General features: G+C 54.2%; 15 protein-coding genes. 4 read left to right on the plus strand and 11 right to left on the minus strand.

The window, feature by feature from the left end; translation table 11 throughout:
- Positions 1–35: 35 nt before the first annotated feature.
- A complete protein-coding gene (locus ACAF76_RS17175) occupies positions 36–905 on the minus strand; it encodes a hypothetical protein (RefSeq protein WP_400164695.1) in 870 nt (289 codons plus the stop codon).
- 125 nt (positions 906–1,030) lie between these two features.
- Between ACAF76_RS17175 and ACAF76_RS17180 the strand changes: the two genes are divergently transcribed.
- Positions 1,031–1,402: a YgzB family protein gene (locus tag ACAF76_RS17180; RefSeq protein WP_400164696.1), complete on the plus strand. Its 372-nt coding sequence runs from the start codon at positions 1,031–1,033 to the stop codon at positions 1,400–1,402.
- A gap of 107 nt (positions 1,403–1,509) precedes the next feature.
- Here ACAF76_RS17180 and ACAF76_RS17185 read toward each other — a convergent pair whose 3' ends face one another.
- The 3 genes from ACAF76_RS17185 to nth all read right to left on the minus strand — a co-directional run bounded on the left by ACAF76_RS17185 (position 1,510) and on the right by nth (position 4,729).
- Positions 1,510–3,246 (minus strand): glycosyl hydrolase family 18 protein, encoded by a 1,737-nt coding sequence (locus tag ACAF76_RS17185; protein ID WP_400164697.1) that lies wholly within the window; start codon positions 3,244–3,246, stop codon positions 1,510–1,512.
- A 211-nt stretch (positions 3,247–3,457) separates the two neighbouring features.
- A complete protein-coding gene (gene perR / locus ACAF76_RS17190; protein ID WP_400164698.1) occupies positions 3,458–3,892 on the minus strand; it encodes a peroxide-responsive transcriptional repressor PerR in 435 nt (144 codons plus the stop codon).
- Positions 3,893–4,024: 132 nt separating this feature from the next.
- The gene (nth, locus tag ACAF76_RS17195) at positions 4,025–4,729 is read right to left on the minus strand and encodes an endonuclease III (protein WP_400164699.1); all 705 of its coding nucleotides are present in this window, start codon (positions 4,727–4,729) and stop codon (positions 4,025–4,027) included.
- 149 nt (positions 4,730–4,878) lie between these two features.
- Between nth and ACAF76_RS17200 the strand changes: the two genes are divergently transcribed.
- The gene (locus ACAF76_RS17200; RefSeq protein WP_400164700.1) at positions 4,879–5,787 is read left to right on the plus strand and encodes a complex I NDUFA9 subunit family protein; all 909 of its coding nucleotides are present in this window, start codon (positions 4,879–4,881) and stop codon (positions 5,785–5,787) included.
- Positions 5,788–5,860: 73 nt separating this feature from the next.
- Here ACAF76_RS17200 and ACAF76_RS17205 read toward each other — a convergent pair whose 3' ends face one another.
- The 5 genes from ACAF76_RS17205 to bcp are packed head-to-tail and all read right to left on the minus strand — an operon-like array spanning position 5,861 to position 9,590.
- Positions 5,861–6,670 carry a GNAT family N-acetyltransferase gene (locus tag ACAF76_RS17205; protein ID WP_400164701.1) on the minus strand — a complete coding sequence of 270 codons (810 nt, stop codon included), beginning with the start codon at positions 6,668–6,670 and terminating at the stop codon, positions 5,861–5,863.
- Positions 6,663–7,214 carry a cob(I)yrinic acid a,c-diamide adenosyltransferase gene (locus ACAF76_RS17210; RefSeq protein ID WP_400164702.1) on the minus strand — a complete coding sequence of 184 codons (552 nt, stop codon included), beginning with the start codon at positions 7,212–7,214 and terminating at the stop codon, positions 6,663–6,665. Before ACAF76_RS17210 ends, ACAF76_RS17205 begins: the two co-directional genes overlap by 8 nt.
- Positions 7,215–7,254: 40 nt before the next feature.
- Entirely contained in the window at positions 7,255–8,019 is a 765-nt protein-coding gene (locus ACAF76_RS17215; RefSeq protein WP_400164703.1) for a class I SAM-dependent methyltransferase, read from the minus strand.
- Positions 8,020–8,032: 13 nt separating this feature from the next.
- On the minus strand, positions 8,033–9,082 hold the full coding sequence (locus ACAF76_RS17220; protein ID WP_400164704.1) for a M42 family metallopeptidase: 1,050 nt from the start codon (positions 9,080–9,082) through the stop codon (positions 8,033–8,035).
- A 43-nt stretch (positions 9,083–9,125) separates the two neighbouring features.
- Positions 9,126–9,590 (minus strand): thioredoxin-dependent thiol peroxidase, encoded by a 465-nt coding sequence (bcp, locus tag ACAF76_RS17225; protein ID WP_400164705.1) that lies wholly within the window; start codon positions 9,588–9,590, stop codon positions 9,126–9,128.
- A gap of 166 nt (positions 9,591–9,756) precedes the next feature.
- Here bcp and ACAF76_RS17230 point away from each other — a divergent pair, with 166 nt between their 5' ends.
- A complete protein-coding gene (locus ACAF76_RS17230) occupies positions 9,757–10,377 on the plus strand; it encodes a helix-turn-helix domain-containing protein (protein WP_400164706.1) in 621 nt (206 codons plus the stop codon).
- Positions 10,378–10,476: 99 nt separating this feature from the next.
- Positions 10,477–11,130 carry an HAD family hydrolase gene (locus ACAF76_RS17235; RefSeq protein ID WP_400164707.1) on the plus strand — a complete coding sequence of 218 codons (654 nt, stop codon included), beginning with the start codon at positions 10,477–10,479 and terminating at the stop codon, positions 11,128–11,130.
- A 353-nt stretch (positions 11,131–11,483) separates the two neighbouring features.
- On the opposite strand, the gene ACAF76_RS17240 is transcribed toward ACAF76_RS17235, so the two are convergent.
- Positions 11,484–12,881, minus strand: a complete 1,398-nt coding sequence (locus ACAF76_RS17240) for a sodium:solute symporter family transporter (protein ID WP_400164708.1) — start codon at positions 12,879–12,881, stop codon at positions 11,484–11,486.
- A complete protein-coding gene (speB, locus tag ACAF76_RS17245; RefSeq protein WP_400164709.1) occupies positions 12,865–13,857 on the minus strand; it encodes an agmatinase in 993 nt (330 codons plus the stop codon). Before speB ends, ACAF76_RS17240 begins: the two co-directional genes overlap by 17 nt.
- Positions 13,858–13,874: the final 17 nt, after the last annotated feature.

Genomic DNA, 13,874 nt, shown 5'->3' on the forward strand with positions numbered 1-13,874 from the left:
TTTGCTACCAAGAAGTCAACAGTATTTAAAAACTTTTACTCCGACAATATAAAGCCAATTTCCTTGTACGCAGCATCATCGCATGAAATCACGACTTCCTGCACCAAGGAGCGCTGCACCATTTTTTCAAGCAAAAGTGGTATTTCCAGACCAACCCCTCGAATGTCCTGATGCTGAAGCAGTTCGGACAGTCTCCACGGGCTGGTCTTGGTCGCCATCACCTTTACCAGGAAACAGGCAGACTCCTTGACATTGGACGACAGCCAGAACTCAATTGCCAGCACCAGCAAATCAATTCGCTTGTGCAATGCTTCCGTACTATGCGACAGCTCTTCGTACAACTTATAGACGGACGGCTCGAGCTGCTTTACCTGTGACCAAAGCGCTGCTGTCGGCTGCTGCCCTGCCTCGTAGACGATATGCCTCGCCCACGCCTGCATCGACTTGACCAAAGAATCGTAGGCGTCCAGCAACATACCTTGCTGCACGTACTCCTTTGTCTCATAAAAAAACCGCAGCACCCGGGAGTATTCGCGGCAGATGTGCTTCTTTTGCCTGTCCTTGCTGACACTGCACAAACGCTCCCGCACGCGACTGATATACTCGTCCTTTTCCCAAACGATGACAGCCTGTTGCAAGAGCGCTGCCACCTGTTCGTCCAGTCCCTCGACGATCCCGCGCTCCACATGCCAACTGCTGATGTGCTGCTCAACCACCAGCTTGTCCTGAACATGAAGACAGCGAATCACGAAATCGTCCAGCGGCTGGTTCAACACAAGCAGGTAGAAGGTTCCTTCGCGATACGTCATATGCGGACCCGAATCAGGCATCATCAACACTGCCTGGACATCGGTACGGCTATGAAGCATTTCCAGATAGGTTTTTTCGCTCTCATCCGGTCGCATGATGATCTCGCACCCCTTCTCCCAAAAAATTGATAGTTGTATGGATTCTACAGATTCTTTCTCTTTCCTGCTTGTCAACAGATCAATCCTTTCTGTGCTATACTAAGGGGCAGGAGGAATGATGAATGAAAAAAACGGAACGTCTGAGTAAAATCAAACGCATGCGTACGTGGGGCAACTGGAGCATGGTAATCGGTCTCGTGCTCATGTACGCCGGTTACGCGTTTTTTGCTGGATACCTGGACTTTATCCCTTTGCTCGGCCCATTGTTGAAAGGCTCCTACTTCTTTATGACTTGTCTGTTGATCATCGGTTTTTTGCTCACAATGGCCAGCACGGTACTATTTATGATTTCCGGCATGATCTCCACCTCGGCGCCACAGGTAACTTGTCCTTCCTGCCAAAAGGTGACCAAAATGCTTGGAAAAGAAGACGCCTGTATGTTTTGCGGACAACCGCTCCTGTTGGAAGACGAACAGCCGCAAAAGCAGACGTAGCGATCCTTTGAGACAAATAAGCGGCTTTCGCGACCGAAAGCTGTACAAAAAAGCCACCGCTGTCATTCGCATGGGCGAACCAGCAGGTGGCTTTTGTCTTGTCTTCCTCAGTTGCCGGACAAACCGGCGTCAATCGTCGTCCAAATCTCCGGCAGTTCAAATCCCCGGCGCCATGCTGCTACTCCGGCCAGATCGTACTTGTGAACCAATTCGATTCGCTTTTCCATCGACATCGCATCTTCCAGCCACATCTTGTACGTATTTCCGTCTGCGGGGTCCTTGTACTCGACGTAGTGCTGGCCTGACGCTTCATCCAAAACAGGCGTGAGATTGCGCTCCTTGATCCAGTTTTGGGCACCGCTCATATACAAGGCACGCGAACTTACCTTGACGCTGCCATCTGCCTGCGGCGCCTCCGTCCACAAACGGGTGTAAAACGGAACCCCGAGCAACAGCTTGTCGGCTGGCACTTCCTCCAAAACTCCCTTGAGACCATTTTCCACCCACGGAAGTGAGGCGACCGAACCTGCCTTGGGACTGGCAGCCCAGTGCTCGTCATAGGTCATAACTGCCACGTAATCGACCACCTCGGCGAGCGCCTTGCGATCCAGGAACATCGACCACGTCTCCGCCGTCGATTTGATCGTCACATCAATGGAAACGGTCAGCCCTTGCTCATGCAAGTACGGAGTCAGCTCCCGCACAAACTGCACCAGCCGCTCCTTGTCAGCCAAATAGACGTTTTCAAAGTCGATATTGATCCCGTCCAGATTGTAAATATGCGCATAGTGGATCAGTTGCGCGGCGAGCTTTTCCCGCTTTTCGTAGTTGCTGAGCACGGCTGTCGTCCAATCCGGGTTGAAACCGTTTGTCACCAGCCCCCAGACCTGATACCCCCGCTGATGGGCCCATCTCACGTACGCCGGATCGGCTTTGTTCAGCAATGTTCCCTCGGCGTCCGTCAGCTCGAACCACGTAGGCGATACGACGTTCACTCCCGGCATCGGTCCGATCTCCGCCGTATTCGGGTTGCGACTGACGACTTGCTCCCAGACCAGGTTGATCTTTTGCCCGACTGGCTTCCATCCGGCTGTTTGCTTTCGCGGCTCGGCCTCCAGCTTCACCTGGCGTACCTGTGTGAGAGCCACTGCATCCTTGGGCAGAAAGCCGACGATGCCTTTCGCCGTAAACACGCTGTACCAGCCGTTTTCTTCGCGCAGAAGATCGACTGTCTCCCCTGCGGACAGCTTTGCCACAATCGGTTCCCGATGGGACGGACCTGTTCGCATCTTGACCTCGTCTTCGCCAGTCACCTGCGCCTGCTGTACGGCGTACCCTTCTTTTTCAATCGCCAGTACGCTGCCTTCTCCCAGCAGGGTAAAGGCGTAATCGTACAATGCTTCGAGCGGTTCCAGCGGCACGTAGCGCACGCCGTCTATTTCCTGGACCGGCACTTGCAAATCGATCGGCTGTTTGTTCAAAAACGCGGTGACCTGATCGCTTGGCAAGCGCAGCACCTTGTCCTTCGTCGTGATGATGACTGACTGCGTCGGTTCGTCCCAAAACAGGTACGGATCGATCACTTCCTTTACGAAATCAAAAGGCAGCAGCACCTGATCCGACTCCAGTACATAGGAACCTTCAAGCGGAGTGCCTTCGTAAACAATCACACGGTCGGCACCGTCGTACGCTTTCACTTGTGCATTGGACGGCTTCCATTCCAGAAACCAGAATGCGGCACCACACAGTACGATCGTAAAGAGCAAAAACGTGAGAAAAAATTGTCGCAGACGCTTGCGCTTTCTGCGCGGACGAATGGTCACATCCCGTTCTCTGGGTGACATCGCTACACACCTCCTGTCCAAAAATCATGCCGAAAACTGTCAACTCGTTCACATCATATAAGAGATTAGAGCGATTCACAACCTTTGGCCTGTTACAAATTATGTGAAAAGACGTGCCACTCGACAAAATGTTACACCTGGACGCAAAAAAATACTCTCCTCGCCAACGGATCGATCCGTCAATGAAGAGAGTTCCATGGAAAAATGAGGCCTAGTGGGGTTTGGTCTGACATGATTCGCAAATTCCATAAACCTCCATACGATGGCCGGTAACTTGAAATCCTACGTCTTTTGCGGCTGACTCCTCCGCATCACGCAAATACGGGAAGTGGAAGTCGCTGATCGAACCGCATTTTGTGCAAATCGCGTGGTAGTGATCTTCTTCTACGTTTGCGTCAAATCGGCTGGACGCATCACCGTACGTCAATTCCCTGACCAAACCTGCGTCCTTGAACACGCGAAGGTTGTTGTATATGGTAGCAACACTCATATTGGGGAATTTCCCTTCCAATGCTTTGTAGATCTCGTCAGCAGTCGGGTGGGTCATCGTATCAAGCAAATACGTCAAAATGGCGTGACGCTGAGGTGTCATCCGAACCCCGGTATTTTTTAGGATTTCAACAGCTTTTTCTACGCGCTGTGTCATTGTTGTTGCACCTCACAGTCTTTCGCAAGACAGAACTTGTGTCATTGATTAGAATTACTTTAAATAAGTGTACGTCTAACTAACGAAAACTGTCAATATGAATTAGGCGGATTTTTTCTGGATGGCCCGTCCCTATACTTGCGATCGCGCCGATCCTGCCGCCTTTTTCTTTTTCGGTGCAGCCTTTGGTTTGGCCTTTTTCGCTTCATTCTGCGCAAAGCGGCACATCGACTGCAACGGACAGACGCCGCACTGCGGATTGCGCGCGGTACAGATTCGGCGCCCGTGCCAGATCAGCCAGTGGTGGGCATCCGACCATTTTTCCTTGGGGATCCGCTTCATCAGTTGCCGCTCGACTTCATCGACGTTGTCGCTTTTCGCCAGACCCAAACGGTTGGCGACGCGAAACACATGGGTATCGACGGCGATCGCCGGAATTCCGAAGGCGTTGGAGAGTACGACATTGGCTGTCTTGCGGCCCACGCCGGGCAGCGCTTCCAGCTCCTTGTGCGTTTGCGGGACCTCGCTGTTGTACTTCTCGTACAGAATGCGACAGGTCTCCAGGATGTTTTTGCTTTTATTTTTATACAGCCCAAGCCCCTTGATGTGCTCTTCCATCTCTTCCTGAGTCAGATCAAGGTAATGCTCAGGCTGATTGAGGCGCTCGAACATGGGGGCTGTAATTTCATTTACACGCTTGTCGGTGCACTGGGCCGACAGGATCGTCGCGATCAGCAATTCGAACGGTGTCCGGTAGTTCAACTCGCAATGGGCATCCGGGTACAGCTGATGCAAGGTGTCGAGAATGTCCTCGACGGGTACTTTTCGTTGTGCCATTGGTATAACCCCCTTCCTCTATCATTATACAGCTAGAAGTCAACACGACAATCTCCCGATGCGACGGCTCCCGACCTCGAAAAAATCTGCCTTGGACAAATGGTGTATAATGGAAGGAACACAAACGATCTTTTGGGGAGGGATGCCAGGTGAAAGTATTTCTCACAGGGGGAAGCGGTTTTGTAGGAAAAGGAATTCGCGCCCGGCTGCAGCAGGCCGGAATCACCACGGTCTGTCTCGTCCGGCCAGGCTCGGAAGCAAAAGTCGCGGGCGATGCAGTGGACACAGAAGGTCTGGAACTTTCTACGGGCGATCTGTTCGACCTGCCTTCCCTGGTTCGCGGGATGCAGGGATGCGATGCAGTGATTCACTTGGTCGGGATCATTCGCGAGCGGCCTTCCAAAGGGGTTACGTTTCCCCGCATCCACGTGGAGGGGACGCGAAACATCCTGGAGGCAGCCCGCCAAGCGCAAGTCAAGCGCTTTGTCCATATGAGCGCTCTCGGGGCACGCGAAAATGCCACCAGCGACTACCACAAGACAAAATACGAGGCTGAGCAGCTCGTGCAAAACAGCGGCATCCCGTACGTAATCTTCCGTCCATCGGTCATTTTTGGACCAGGAGACGAGTTCGTCAACATGCTCGCAGATCTGGTCCGTCTCCCGCTGACACCGGTAATCGGAGACGGCTCCTATTTGCTGCAGCCGGTAGCGCGCGAGACGGTCGCTGACGTATTTGTCCAGGCGCTGACCTCGGACGCAGCGCTTAATCAAGTCTTTGAGACAGGCGGACCGGAGCCGATCTCCTACGGACGGATATTGGACGAAATCGGTGCAGTGCTGGGCAAGCCGCGGGTCCGAAAAATGCACATCCCGCTTCCGCTGATGAAGCCTGTCGTCAATCTCATGGAGGGCTTTTCCTTTTTCCCGATCACCAACACCCAGCTTACGATGCTCGTGGAGGGCAATTTTTGCCGGGACGACCAAAAGCTGTACGAGACTTTTTCCACGGACAAAATTCCGTTCGGTCCGGGTATCGCTACCTATCTGAAGCGATAAAATGTGCAAACAGACAGCCCCTGCACCTTTTTATGCGCAGGGGCTGTGATTTGCCGGTATGTCTGTCTATCCTTCAACGAAGCTCCAGAATGCCTTTTCCGCCGCGAAAAGCGTGTACCATCGAAAACTTGCCGACGGTGGAAAATCCATAGCGGCTGTACACCCTCTCCACCCGCTGATCGATCGGGGAGACCCATAACCGGCTGCCGCCTTTTTGCACAAACTGCTCCTGGGCGTGGCGGATGAGGTGGCCGACCAGTCCCCTGCCCCGATAGGCTGGCAGAGTAGCCACATTCTCGATGCGAAAGACACTTCCTTCCTGCAGCAGACAAAGAGCAGAAGCAGGCTCTCCCGCTACACGCAGCAGGAAGTGTGAAAAAGCTGGATGAGCGAATTCACACGCAAACGACTCCTCCCTGATTTCCCTTCCGCCTAGCTCCGGCACGGATTCGACCAGCAGGCAATCTTCGTAGTTGCCACGGGTGACAGGCTCGATGCTCATTCCGGGTACAGGTGGCGCTTCTGCCAGCTTCCCTTGCCATACTTGCACGATAGAAGGGAGTGTTTCCGTGCGAAAGCCATGCCTTCCGAGGACGTCCAGCAGTGGCCCCATCCTCTCGGGTGCATACAGGTACAGGCGCGGTATGATGGCTTTGGAGGCAAAAAAGGCAACGATCTCCTGAACGATCCTCTCAGCCTCCTCCTCATCCGACACCGTGCCGGACAGATGGGCGTGATTGGCATCGTAGTGTCCGGGGTTTCCTTCATTCCAGAACAAAATGCCCCACAATCGCCGCTCCATGCGTGAAAAGGCACGCTTGTACGCGATGTCGGAGGCTTCGACAAAAGCAAGCAGCTCCGACGCTTCCATACTCCTATTCATGCAAGTACTGCTCCGCTGTTCCGGTCTGCACATTGACATGCCGTGCCACGACAAACAGGTAGTCGGACAGGCGGTTCAAATACTTGACGACAGCGCTGTTGACCTGCTCCTGCTGTGCCACATGGACCGCTTTTCGCTCGGCTCTGCGGACGACGGTGCGAGCGACGTGAAAAGCGGCGGCAGCAGGATGGCCGCCAGGGAGGATGAAATTGGTCAGCGGCGGCTGGTCGGCAGCCAGTTTGTCGATACTCTCTTCCAGGTAAGTGACGTCCTCTTCGGCAATCGGCCAGCCCACCTCTTTGCCCTCAGGCGTAGCCAACTCGGCTCCGACGTGAAACAGCTTCGTCTGAATCACGTGAAAAGTCGAACGCAGGGAAGCTGCCCATTCCTCTCCCGCAGGCAATAGCGACAGCGCCAGACCGATCTGCGAATTGGCCTCATCGCACGTGCCGTAGGCGTCTACGCGGTCGGCAAACTTCGGTACGCGCACTCCGGAAACGAGTGACGTCTCTCCTTTGTCCCCCGATTTCGTATAAATTTTCATGGAACACCCTCCCTTGTTTCAATTTGGTACACTCCATCAATTACGGAGTCGCTTCGGCAACCAGAATCAATTCCGTACTTTTGGCGTCAAACGCCGCCTTGCCAAAGCTGCCGTAGCGCTGCAGTACCTTGAAGCCGTTCAGGCGCAGCAGATGATGCAGCTCTGCCGGATAGATGTAGCGCAGCGTAAACCGCCCCTGTACGCGCTCTGTCACGACGCCGTTTACATCGCAGCGCTCGTAGATGCGCGTCACCTCCGCCAACTGCTGGAAGTGGTCGTAGCGAGTATAGTCCCACATCGTCACTTCTTCCCCGGATTCCAGGCGATACGTTCCGCGCAGGGACATTTTTTCCCGCTCTTCTACAAAATGCTCGATCTTGGGCACGAACACGTTCATCACGAATTTGCCGCCTGGGGCGAGATGCTGGCGAATACAGCGCAACGCTTTCATCTGTTCATGGATATGCAGCAGGTGCAAAAACGAGCGGAACGGAATCATAATCAGCGAAAAACGCTCCTCCAACTGAAAGTTGCGCATGTCGCCCTGCATAAGCCGCAGGTTGTCGCCTGTGCCGCTTTCCGACGCTTTGGCACGCGCCTTTTCCAGCATGTCAGACGACAGGTCGAGACCGGTCACCTCAATTCCCGCCTGCGCCAGCGGAATGCTGATCCGCCCCGTGCCGCAGCCCAGCTCCAGCACCTTTCCCCCCGCCTGGCGGGCCATGTCCAGATAAAAGTCCACGTCGCCGGCAATCCCTTGCTGCGTCAAATCGTAATAGTCCGTCCACCGGTACATGTCGCTCATCGCTTTTCCCCTCCTACGCCTGCATCACGTCGGAGTACAGATACGCCAGCACAAGCCTGGCCGTATTATCCAGCGCATCGCGATGAGTCCGCTCATGCGAATGCGACGCATCTACGCCAGGGCCGATCAAGCCGTGTACAATATCGTAGCCGGAGCGCAGAGCGGCGCTGGCGTCCGAGCCGTAATACGGGTAGATGTCGACCTGGTAGTACAACTTGTTCTGCTCGGCGAGCTCGGTCATATGCTGGCGCAGACCGTAGTGGTACGGGCCGGAAGAATCCTTGGCGCAGATCGAGACGCAATACTCATCTGTCGTCTGACCCTCTCCGATCGCCCCCATGTCGACGGCCACGTACTCGACGACTTCAGCCGGGATGCTGGAATTGCCGCCGTAGCCGATCTCCTCGTTGTTGCTGATGAAAAAGTACGTCGTGTAGGGCAGCGCTTCCTTTGTTTCCTGCAAATGCTTGAGGACGCCGAGCAAAATCGCGACGCTGGCCTTGTCGTCGATGTGGCGGGATTTGATAAACCCGCTCTCCGTCACGGTAACGCGAGGATCAAACGAAACGAAATCGCCGACGCGAATCCCGAGGTCGAGCACATCCTGCTTGCTACTCACCTTTTCATCGAGGCGCACTTCCATGTTCGCTTCGTTTCGCTCCAGTTTCCCGGATTCGCGGTACACGTGCACGGAGGCTTTCGTCGGCAAAATCGTCCCGGTAATGGTGCGGCCGCCGGATGTCTCGACCAGGCAGTGCTCGCCTTCGATCGCGTTGTACGTAAAGCCGCCGATCAGGGTGATTTTCAATCGGCCGTTTGCCTTGATCTCCTTCACCATCGCGCCCAGTGTATCGACGTGGGCGGTGAGCAGACGTGCCTTCTTGCTGTCGCGTCCGGGCAGCGTGGCGAGAATCGCGCCTTTGTTCGTGCGCTTGTACTTCACGCCGAGCTTGTCGAGCTCCTGTCCGACCCAGTTCATCACGTTGGCGGTATGACCGGACGGACTCGGAATGTTCGCCAACTGGCAAAAAGTATCGATTATGTACGGTACAGATACACTCATTCTCTTTTCCTCCTCAGCAGAGTGCCTTTGATTGCGGGCTGGCTTACAGCTCCTCTTTGATAAACTGGAGCACTTCCTGCACATGCCCTTTCACTTTTACTTTGCGCCACACCCTGGCGATATTCCCCTCTTTGTCGATCACGAACGTGCTGCGCTCGATGCCCATGTACTCGCGGCCGTACATTTTTTTCAGCACCCATACCCCGTAGGCTTCCGCGACCTGGTGCTCGGGGTCAGCCAGCAAAGGAAACGGCAGCTCGTGCTTGGCGACAAATTTCTCGTGCGACTTCACTCCATCCGGGCTGATCCCCAGCACGACAGTATTCAGCTCGGCAAACATCGGGTGGTAATCGCGGAAATCGCACGCTTCTGTCGTGCAGCCAGGCGTCATGTCCTTTGGATAAAAATAAAGTACCACATTCTTCCCGTGATACTGTGAAAGTGATATCGTCTGGTTGTCGTTTGCCTGCAAGGTAAAGGCAGGCGCCTTTTGACCGGTTTCAATCATGCTATCCCTTCCTTTGTGTGCAATCTCGTGCTTCCATTTTATCACAAGCTGATTGCCACTTCATCCTGTCTATACGTTGCGCTTTTTGTCAGAAAACGATAGAATTGAGTGATAAAGTTAAGAATTATAAAAATTGTTCTGGTCAGTTGGATGGTGATTATACGGCATGAAAGAAATTTATGAAGTAACAGACCCAGAAGCGCTGAAGTCGCTGGCGATTCCCGAACGCGTGAAAATTTTGGAACTTTTTGAAGACCTGGAGCCTCGCACGGCCAAACAAATTGCGACTGAGCTGGGAGAGAACGCCGCCCGTCTGCACTATCATGTAAAAGAACTGGTGCGCGTCGGTTTGCTCGAACAGGTCGATACCCGGGTAAAGGGCTCGATCGTCGAGAAGTATTACGAGCCGGTTGCCAAGGTCATTCAGGTCAAGCTGCAGGTGATGATTGAAGAAAATGCACAGCAGCTCAGCGACGTCATGTTTACCCCTTTTCGCACTACGGAGCAAGACCTCCTGCGTACACTAAACCGCTTTGTGCAAAGCGATGAAGATATGCGCAAAGAGTACAAGAACACTTTCGCTTTTAATATTACCGAACTTTATCTGAGTCAAGATGAAAGAAACGAAATGGTTACCGAATTGAACACAATTATCAAGAAGTACAAGGGACTGAAAAACGAACCCGGAAGACGGAAAATGAAGTATTTCCACGTGATTTTTCCGCTCACACCCGCCGAACCTGTCAATGACAGTGACGAAGCGTTTGAGGAACCGCTCGACGAATAGGAACAAACACATAATCGCCACGCAGACAGTACAGACAGCAAGAAAACCATCAGCAGGCGAGATGGTTTTCTTTTCGTCTAGGAAAAGGGAGGACCAAACGTGCGCCATATCTTGTTCGATTTTGACGGGACGATAGCGGATACATTGCCGCTTATTTTCACCTCGTTTCGCTCCACTCTCCAACAGTTCCTGGGCAAGCACTACTCGGACTCGCAGATTCTCTCATTGTTCGGCCCTACTGAAACGGTCATTTTGAAACAGTTGCTGCCCGCTGACCAGTTTGATACGGGACTCGCTTATTTTTACGACAGATACACAGAGGAGCATCATCGCGTGACCAATCCGCCCGAGATTGTGGAGATGCTCGCGCTGTTCCAATCAAAAGGAATTCGCATGGGTGTCGTCACCGGAAAAGGACGCAATAGTGCAGATATTTCGCTGCGGGAATGGGGATTGGACTCGTATTTTGAAGTGGTCATTACCGGTGACGAGGTATCGCAGCCAAAGCCGCATCCCGAAGGAATCCTCGCCGCCATGCAGCAAATGGGACTGTCTCCGAATGAGACGATGTACGTGGGCGACAGCAACGCCGATGTGCTCGCCGGAAAAGCAGCGGGTCTTGTCACTGTAGGTGTCAACTGGCTTGACGTGACGCAGGATGCAGGTTCATTTGATCCCGAACCGGATCATCGCTTTACCGACGTAGCCCGTTTTCGCGACTGGGTGCTGGGCATGGAATCCACCAAAAATTGAAGGTTTGACAGAACGCGTCTTTGCTTGAGGGAAAGGCGCTTTTTTTATGCCATCAAGCGTCAGGGAAGGGCTTGCCGAACGCAGAGAATAGGGCAGCTTGCCGCCAGCGAATACTAGGAAAAACGACAATGGGGTGAGCTGCATGGGCATGTTCAATCTGTTTGGCGATCGAAAAGAAAAACGGCGGGAGAAACGAATCGAGAGGGGAATATGTCCGGACTGTTCAGGCAGAGGCTTTTTTGCGCCTGGTTTTGAATCTGTTCACGTACTGGACTGCACGGCTTGCCAAGGGACGGGCAAAGTCTGAGGCTTTAGGGACAGCAGGTATTCTCTCCACTTTTTCTACTTTTTCTCTATATCGATGCGTTGTCGTCCACTGAACGCCTTGACGTGATCCACGTCCCGACCAGCATCGTAATACCGCAAGCCGCTATGCCAAACATGATCGCATTGAGCGAAGCCAGCCCTTCGATGCTCAAATCAGCGATGACGACGACGGCGCTGACTGCCATTGACCACAGTGTGACCCGTGCCGTTACGCGTTTCCAGAAAAAGGCGGCGAGGATCGGGATGAACACACTGCCCGTCAGCAGCGCGTAGGCTACATCCAAAGCGACGACAATATCTTTCAGCCAGGCAGCAATCATAATGGCGCAAGCTCCGGCGATCAGCAAAACGAGGCGCGTCAGGTTGAGCTTGGCGCGGTCGCTGTACTCCTTTTTGGCATACGGCAGGAACAGGTCATTGACGATGACCGTCGCCGAAGCCATGATCGTCCCGGAGGCGGTCGACATCACCGCCGAGGCAATGGCTGCCATCACCAGACCGAACAGACCGACAGGCAGGTACTGGAGCGCCATTTGCGGGATCGCCTGCTGCGGATCAGCCAAGCCGGGGATCAGCACGCTTGCCGTCATCCCGATCAAAGCGCCCGCCACTGCGTAGACGATGCAGTACAGCCCGGCGTAGATCGTACCTCTCCGCAATACCGTTTCACTTTTCGCCGTAAAGGCCCGCTGCCAAATGTCCTGGCCGATCATCATACCGAAAAAGTACAGAAGAAAATAAGCAAAAATGCGAGACTCTCCCAGATTCAAAAGCTGTACGTGCGCCGGATCGACTTGCTGCAAAAGGCCGCCAAAGCCGCCAACATGATACAGTCCGATCGGCAGCAGCAAACCTATCAGGCCGAGCGTCATCACCCAGAACTGGATCACATCCGTCAGCGTCACGGCCCACATCCCGCCGACAATCGTATACATCAGGACGACGAAGCCGCCGAGGACAATCGCTGTCGTGTCAGACAGCCCGAACAGTGTCGACAGTACAATTCCCATCGCGATTACCCCGGTCACGCATACCATCAGGTCGTACACGGCCATGATTACCGCGCTGATCATCCTGCTGCCCGGGCCAAACCGATTGCCCAGCAGTTCGCTGACGCTGTATACCCGCACCCGGCTGAGCGGTTTTGCGAAGAGCACACCCATGCCGGTAATGCCAAGCCCGATCATCAGCACGAGCCACATGCCGGAGATGCCGTACGTGTATCCCAGGCCGGAGCCGCCGAGGGTGGATGCCCCACCCAGGACAACGGCAGCCATCGCCGGCACGTACAGTCCATAGCCCAACCTCCCGCCGGCGACCAGAAAGTCATGGTGGTTTTTTACCGACCGGACGCTGGCAAAGCCGATGATCGCCAAAACCGCCAAATACACGAGCATGACGGAGACATCAATTCCGCTGACCATGTACATCCCCTCCCGTTTGTACGCCGGTCTTTGCCCGCTTGTTCCAGGCAACCAGCGAAATAAATTCGTAGGCGATATTGGCTGCGGCCATACTCGTCACCCGCGCAGGGTCCCTGTCTGGCAAAACCTCGACGAGATCAAAGCCGACGATATGCAGCCCTGTCAGTTGGCGGACAAACTGCTGTGCATCGTAAGTAGTAAACCCGCCGATCTCCGGTGTTCCTGTGCCCGGCGCGTACACCGGGTCGAGAAAATCAATGTCAAAGGAAACAAACACCCGGTTGTCGCCGACGCGCTTGCGAATTTCTTCTCCCAGCCTTTCAGGCGTCATCTGCTTGAGCTGATCGGTGGTGATAATGCGGTAGCCCAATCCTTCCCCGTCCTTCAAGTCATCCGGTCCGTACAGGCTTCCCCTCATCCCGATCTGGATCGAGCGAGACGGATCGACCAGTTCTTCTTCGGCAGCCCGGCGAAACACGGTGCCGTGGTTGTACTTTTTGCCAAAGTAGGAATCCCACGTATCGCCATGAGAGTCAAAATGGACGAGGCTTACTTTTCCGTACTGTCTGGCCATCGCCCGCAGGTGGGGCAGCGAGACGGAATGATCGCCGCCGATCAAAATCGGAACGACCTGATGTGCAAGCAGCTTGCCGAGCTGTTCCACGATCCATTCGTACGACTCTTCGATATAGCCGGGATTGACTGCCAGATCGCCGTAGTCCACGCCTGAGCAGTAACGGAAAATATCGACTTCGAGCCCCGGATTGTACGGGCGCAGCAGCGCAGACATCGAGCGTACGGCTTCTGGCCCAAAGCGCGTCCCGACGGCGAAGCTCGCTCCCGTGTCAAACGGAACGCCGACGACGGCAAAGTCGATGTCCTCCTCTGTCCGGACATGAGGCAGCCGCATAAAGGTTTTGACCCCGGTAAAGCGCGGTGATTGCTGTGAATCGACCGGAGAATACTTGTGGTTCATGCAATAATCCCTCCTTT

The sequence above is a fragment of the Brevibacillus sp. TJ4 genome (assembly GCF_044627595.2).
In the GTDB taxonomy this organism is placed as follows: domain Bacteria; phylum Bacillota; class Bacilli; order Brevibacillales; family Brevibacillaceae; genus Brevibacillus.

Coding starts and splice junctions, on each gene's coding strand:
- ACAF76_RS17210 (WP_400164702.1), bottom strand. CDS start 7,214: ATGAAAATTTATACGAAATCGGGGGACAAAGGAGAGACGTCACTCGTT.
- bcp (WP_400164705.1), bottom strand. CDS start 9,590: ATGATTGAAACCGGTCAAAAGGCGCCTGCCTTTACCTTGCAGGCAAAC.
- ACAF76_RS17180 (WP_400164696.1), top strand. CDS start 1,031: ATGAAAAAAACGGAACGTCTGAGTAAAATCAAACGCATGCGTACGTGG.
- ACAF76_RS17230 (WP_400164706.1), top strand. CDS start 9,757: ATGAAAGAAATTTATGAAGTAACAGACCCAGAAGCGCTGAAGTCGCTG.
- speB (WP_400164709.1), bottom strand. CDS start 13,857: ATGAACCACAAGTATTCTCCGGTCGATTCACAGCAATCACCGCGCTTT.
- ACAF76_RS17220 (WP_400164704.1), bottom strand. CDS start 9,082: ATGAGTGTATCTGTACCGTACATAATCGATACTTTTTGCCAGTTGGCG.
- nth (WP_400164699.1), bottom strand. CDS start 4,729: ATGGCACAACGAAAAGTACCCGTCGAGGACATTCTCGACACCTTGCAT.
- ACAF76_RS17240 (WP_400164708.1), bottom strand. CDS start 12,881: ATGGTCAGCGGAATTGATGTCTCCGTCATGCTCGTGTATTTGGCGGTT.
- ACAF76_RS17175 (WP_400164695.1), bottom strand. CDS start 905: ATGCGACCGGATGAGAGCGAAAAAACCTATCTGGAAATGCTTCATAGC.
- perR (WP_400164698.1), bottom strand. CDS start 3,892: ATGACACAGCGCGTAGAAAAAGCTGTTGAAATCCTAAAAAATACCGGG.
- ACAF76_RS17215 (WP_400164703.1), bottom strand. CDS start 8,019: ATGAGCGACATGTACCGGTGGACGGACTATTACGATTTGACGCAGCAA.
- ACAF76_RS17205 (WP_400164701.1), bottom strand. CDS start 6,670: ATGAATAGGAGTATGGAAGCGTCGGAGCTGCTTGCTTTTGTCGAAGCC.
- ACAF76_RS17185 (WP_400164697.1), bottom strand. CDS start 3,246: ATGTCACCCAGAGAACGGGATGTGACCATTCGTCCGCGCAGAAAGCGC.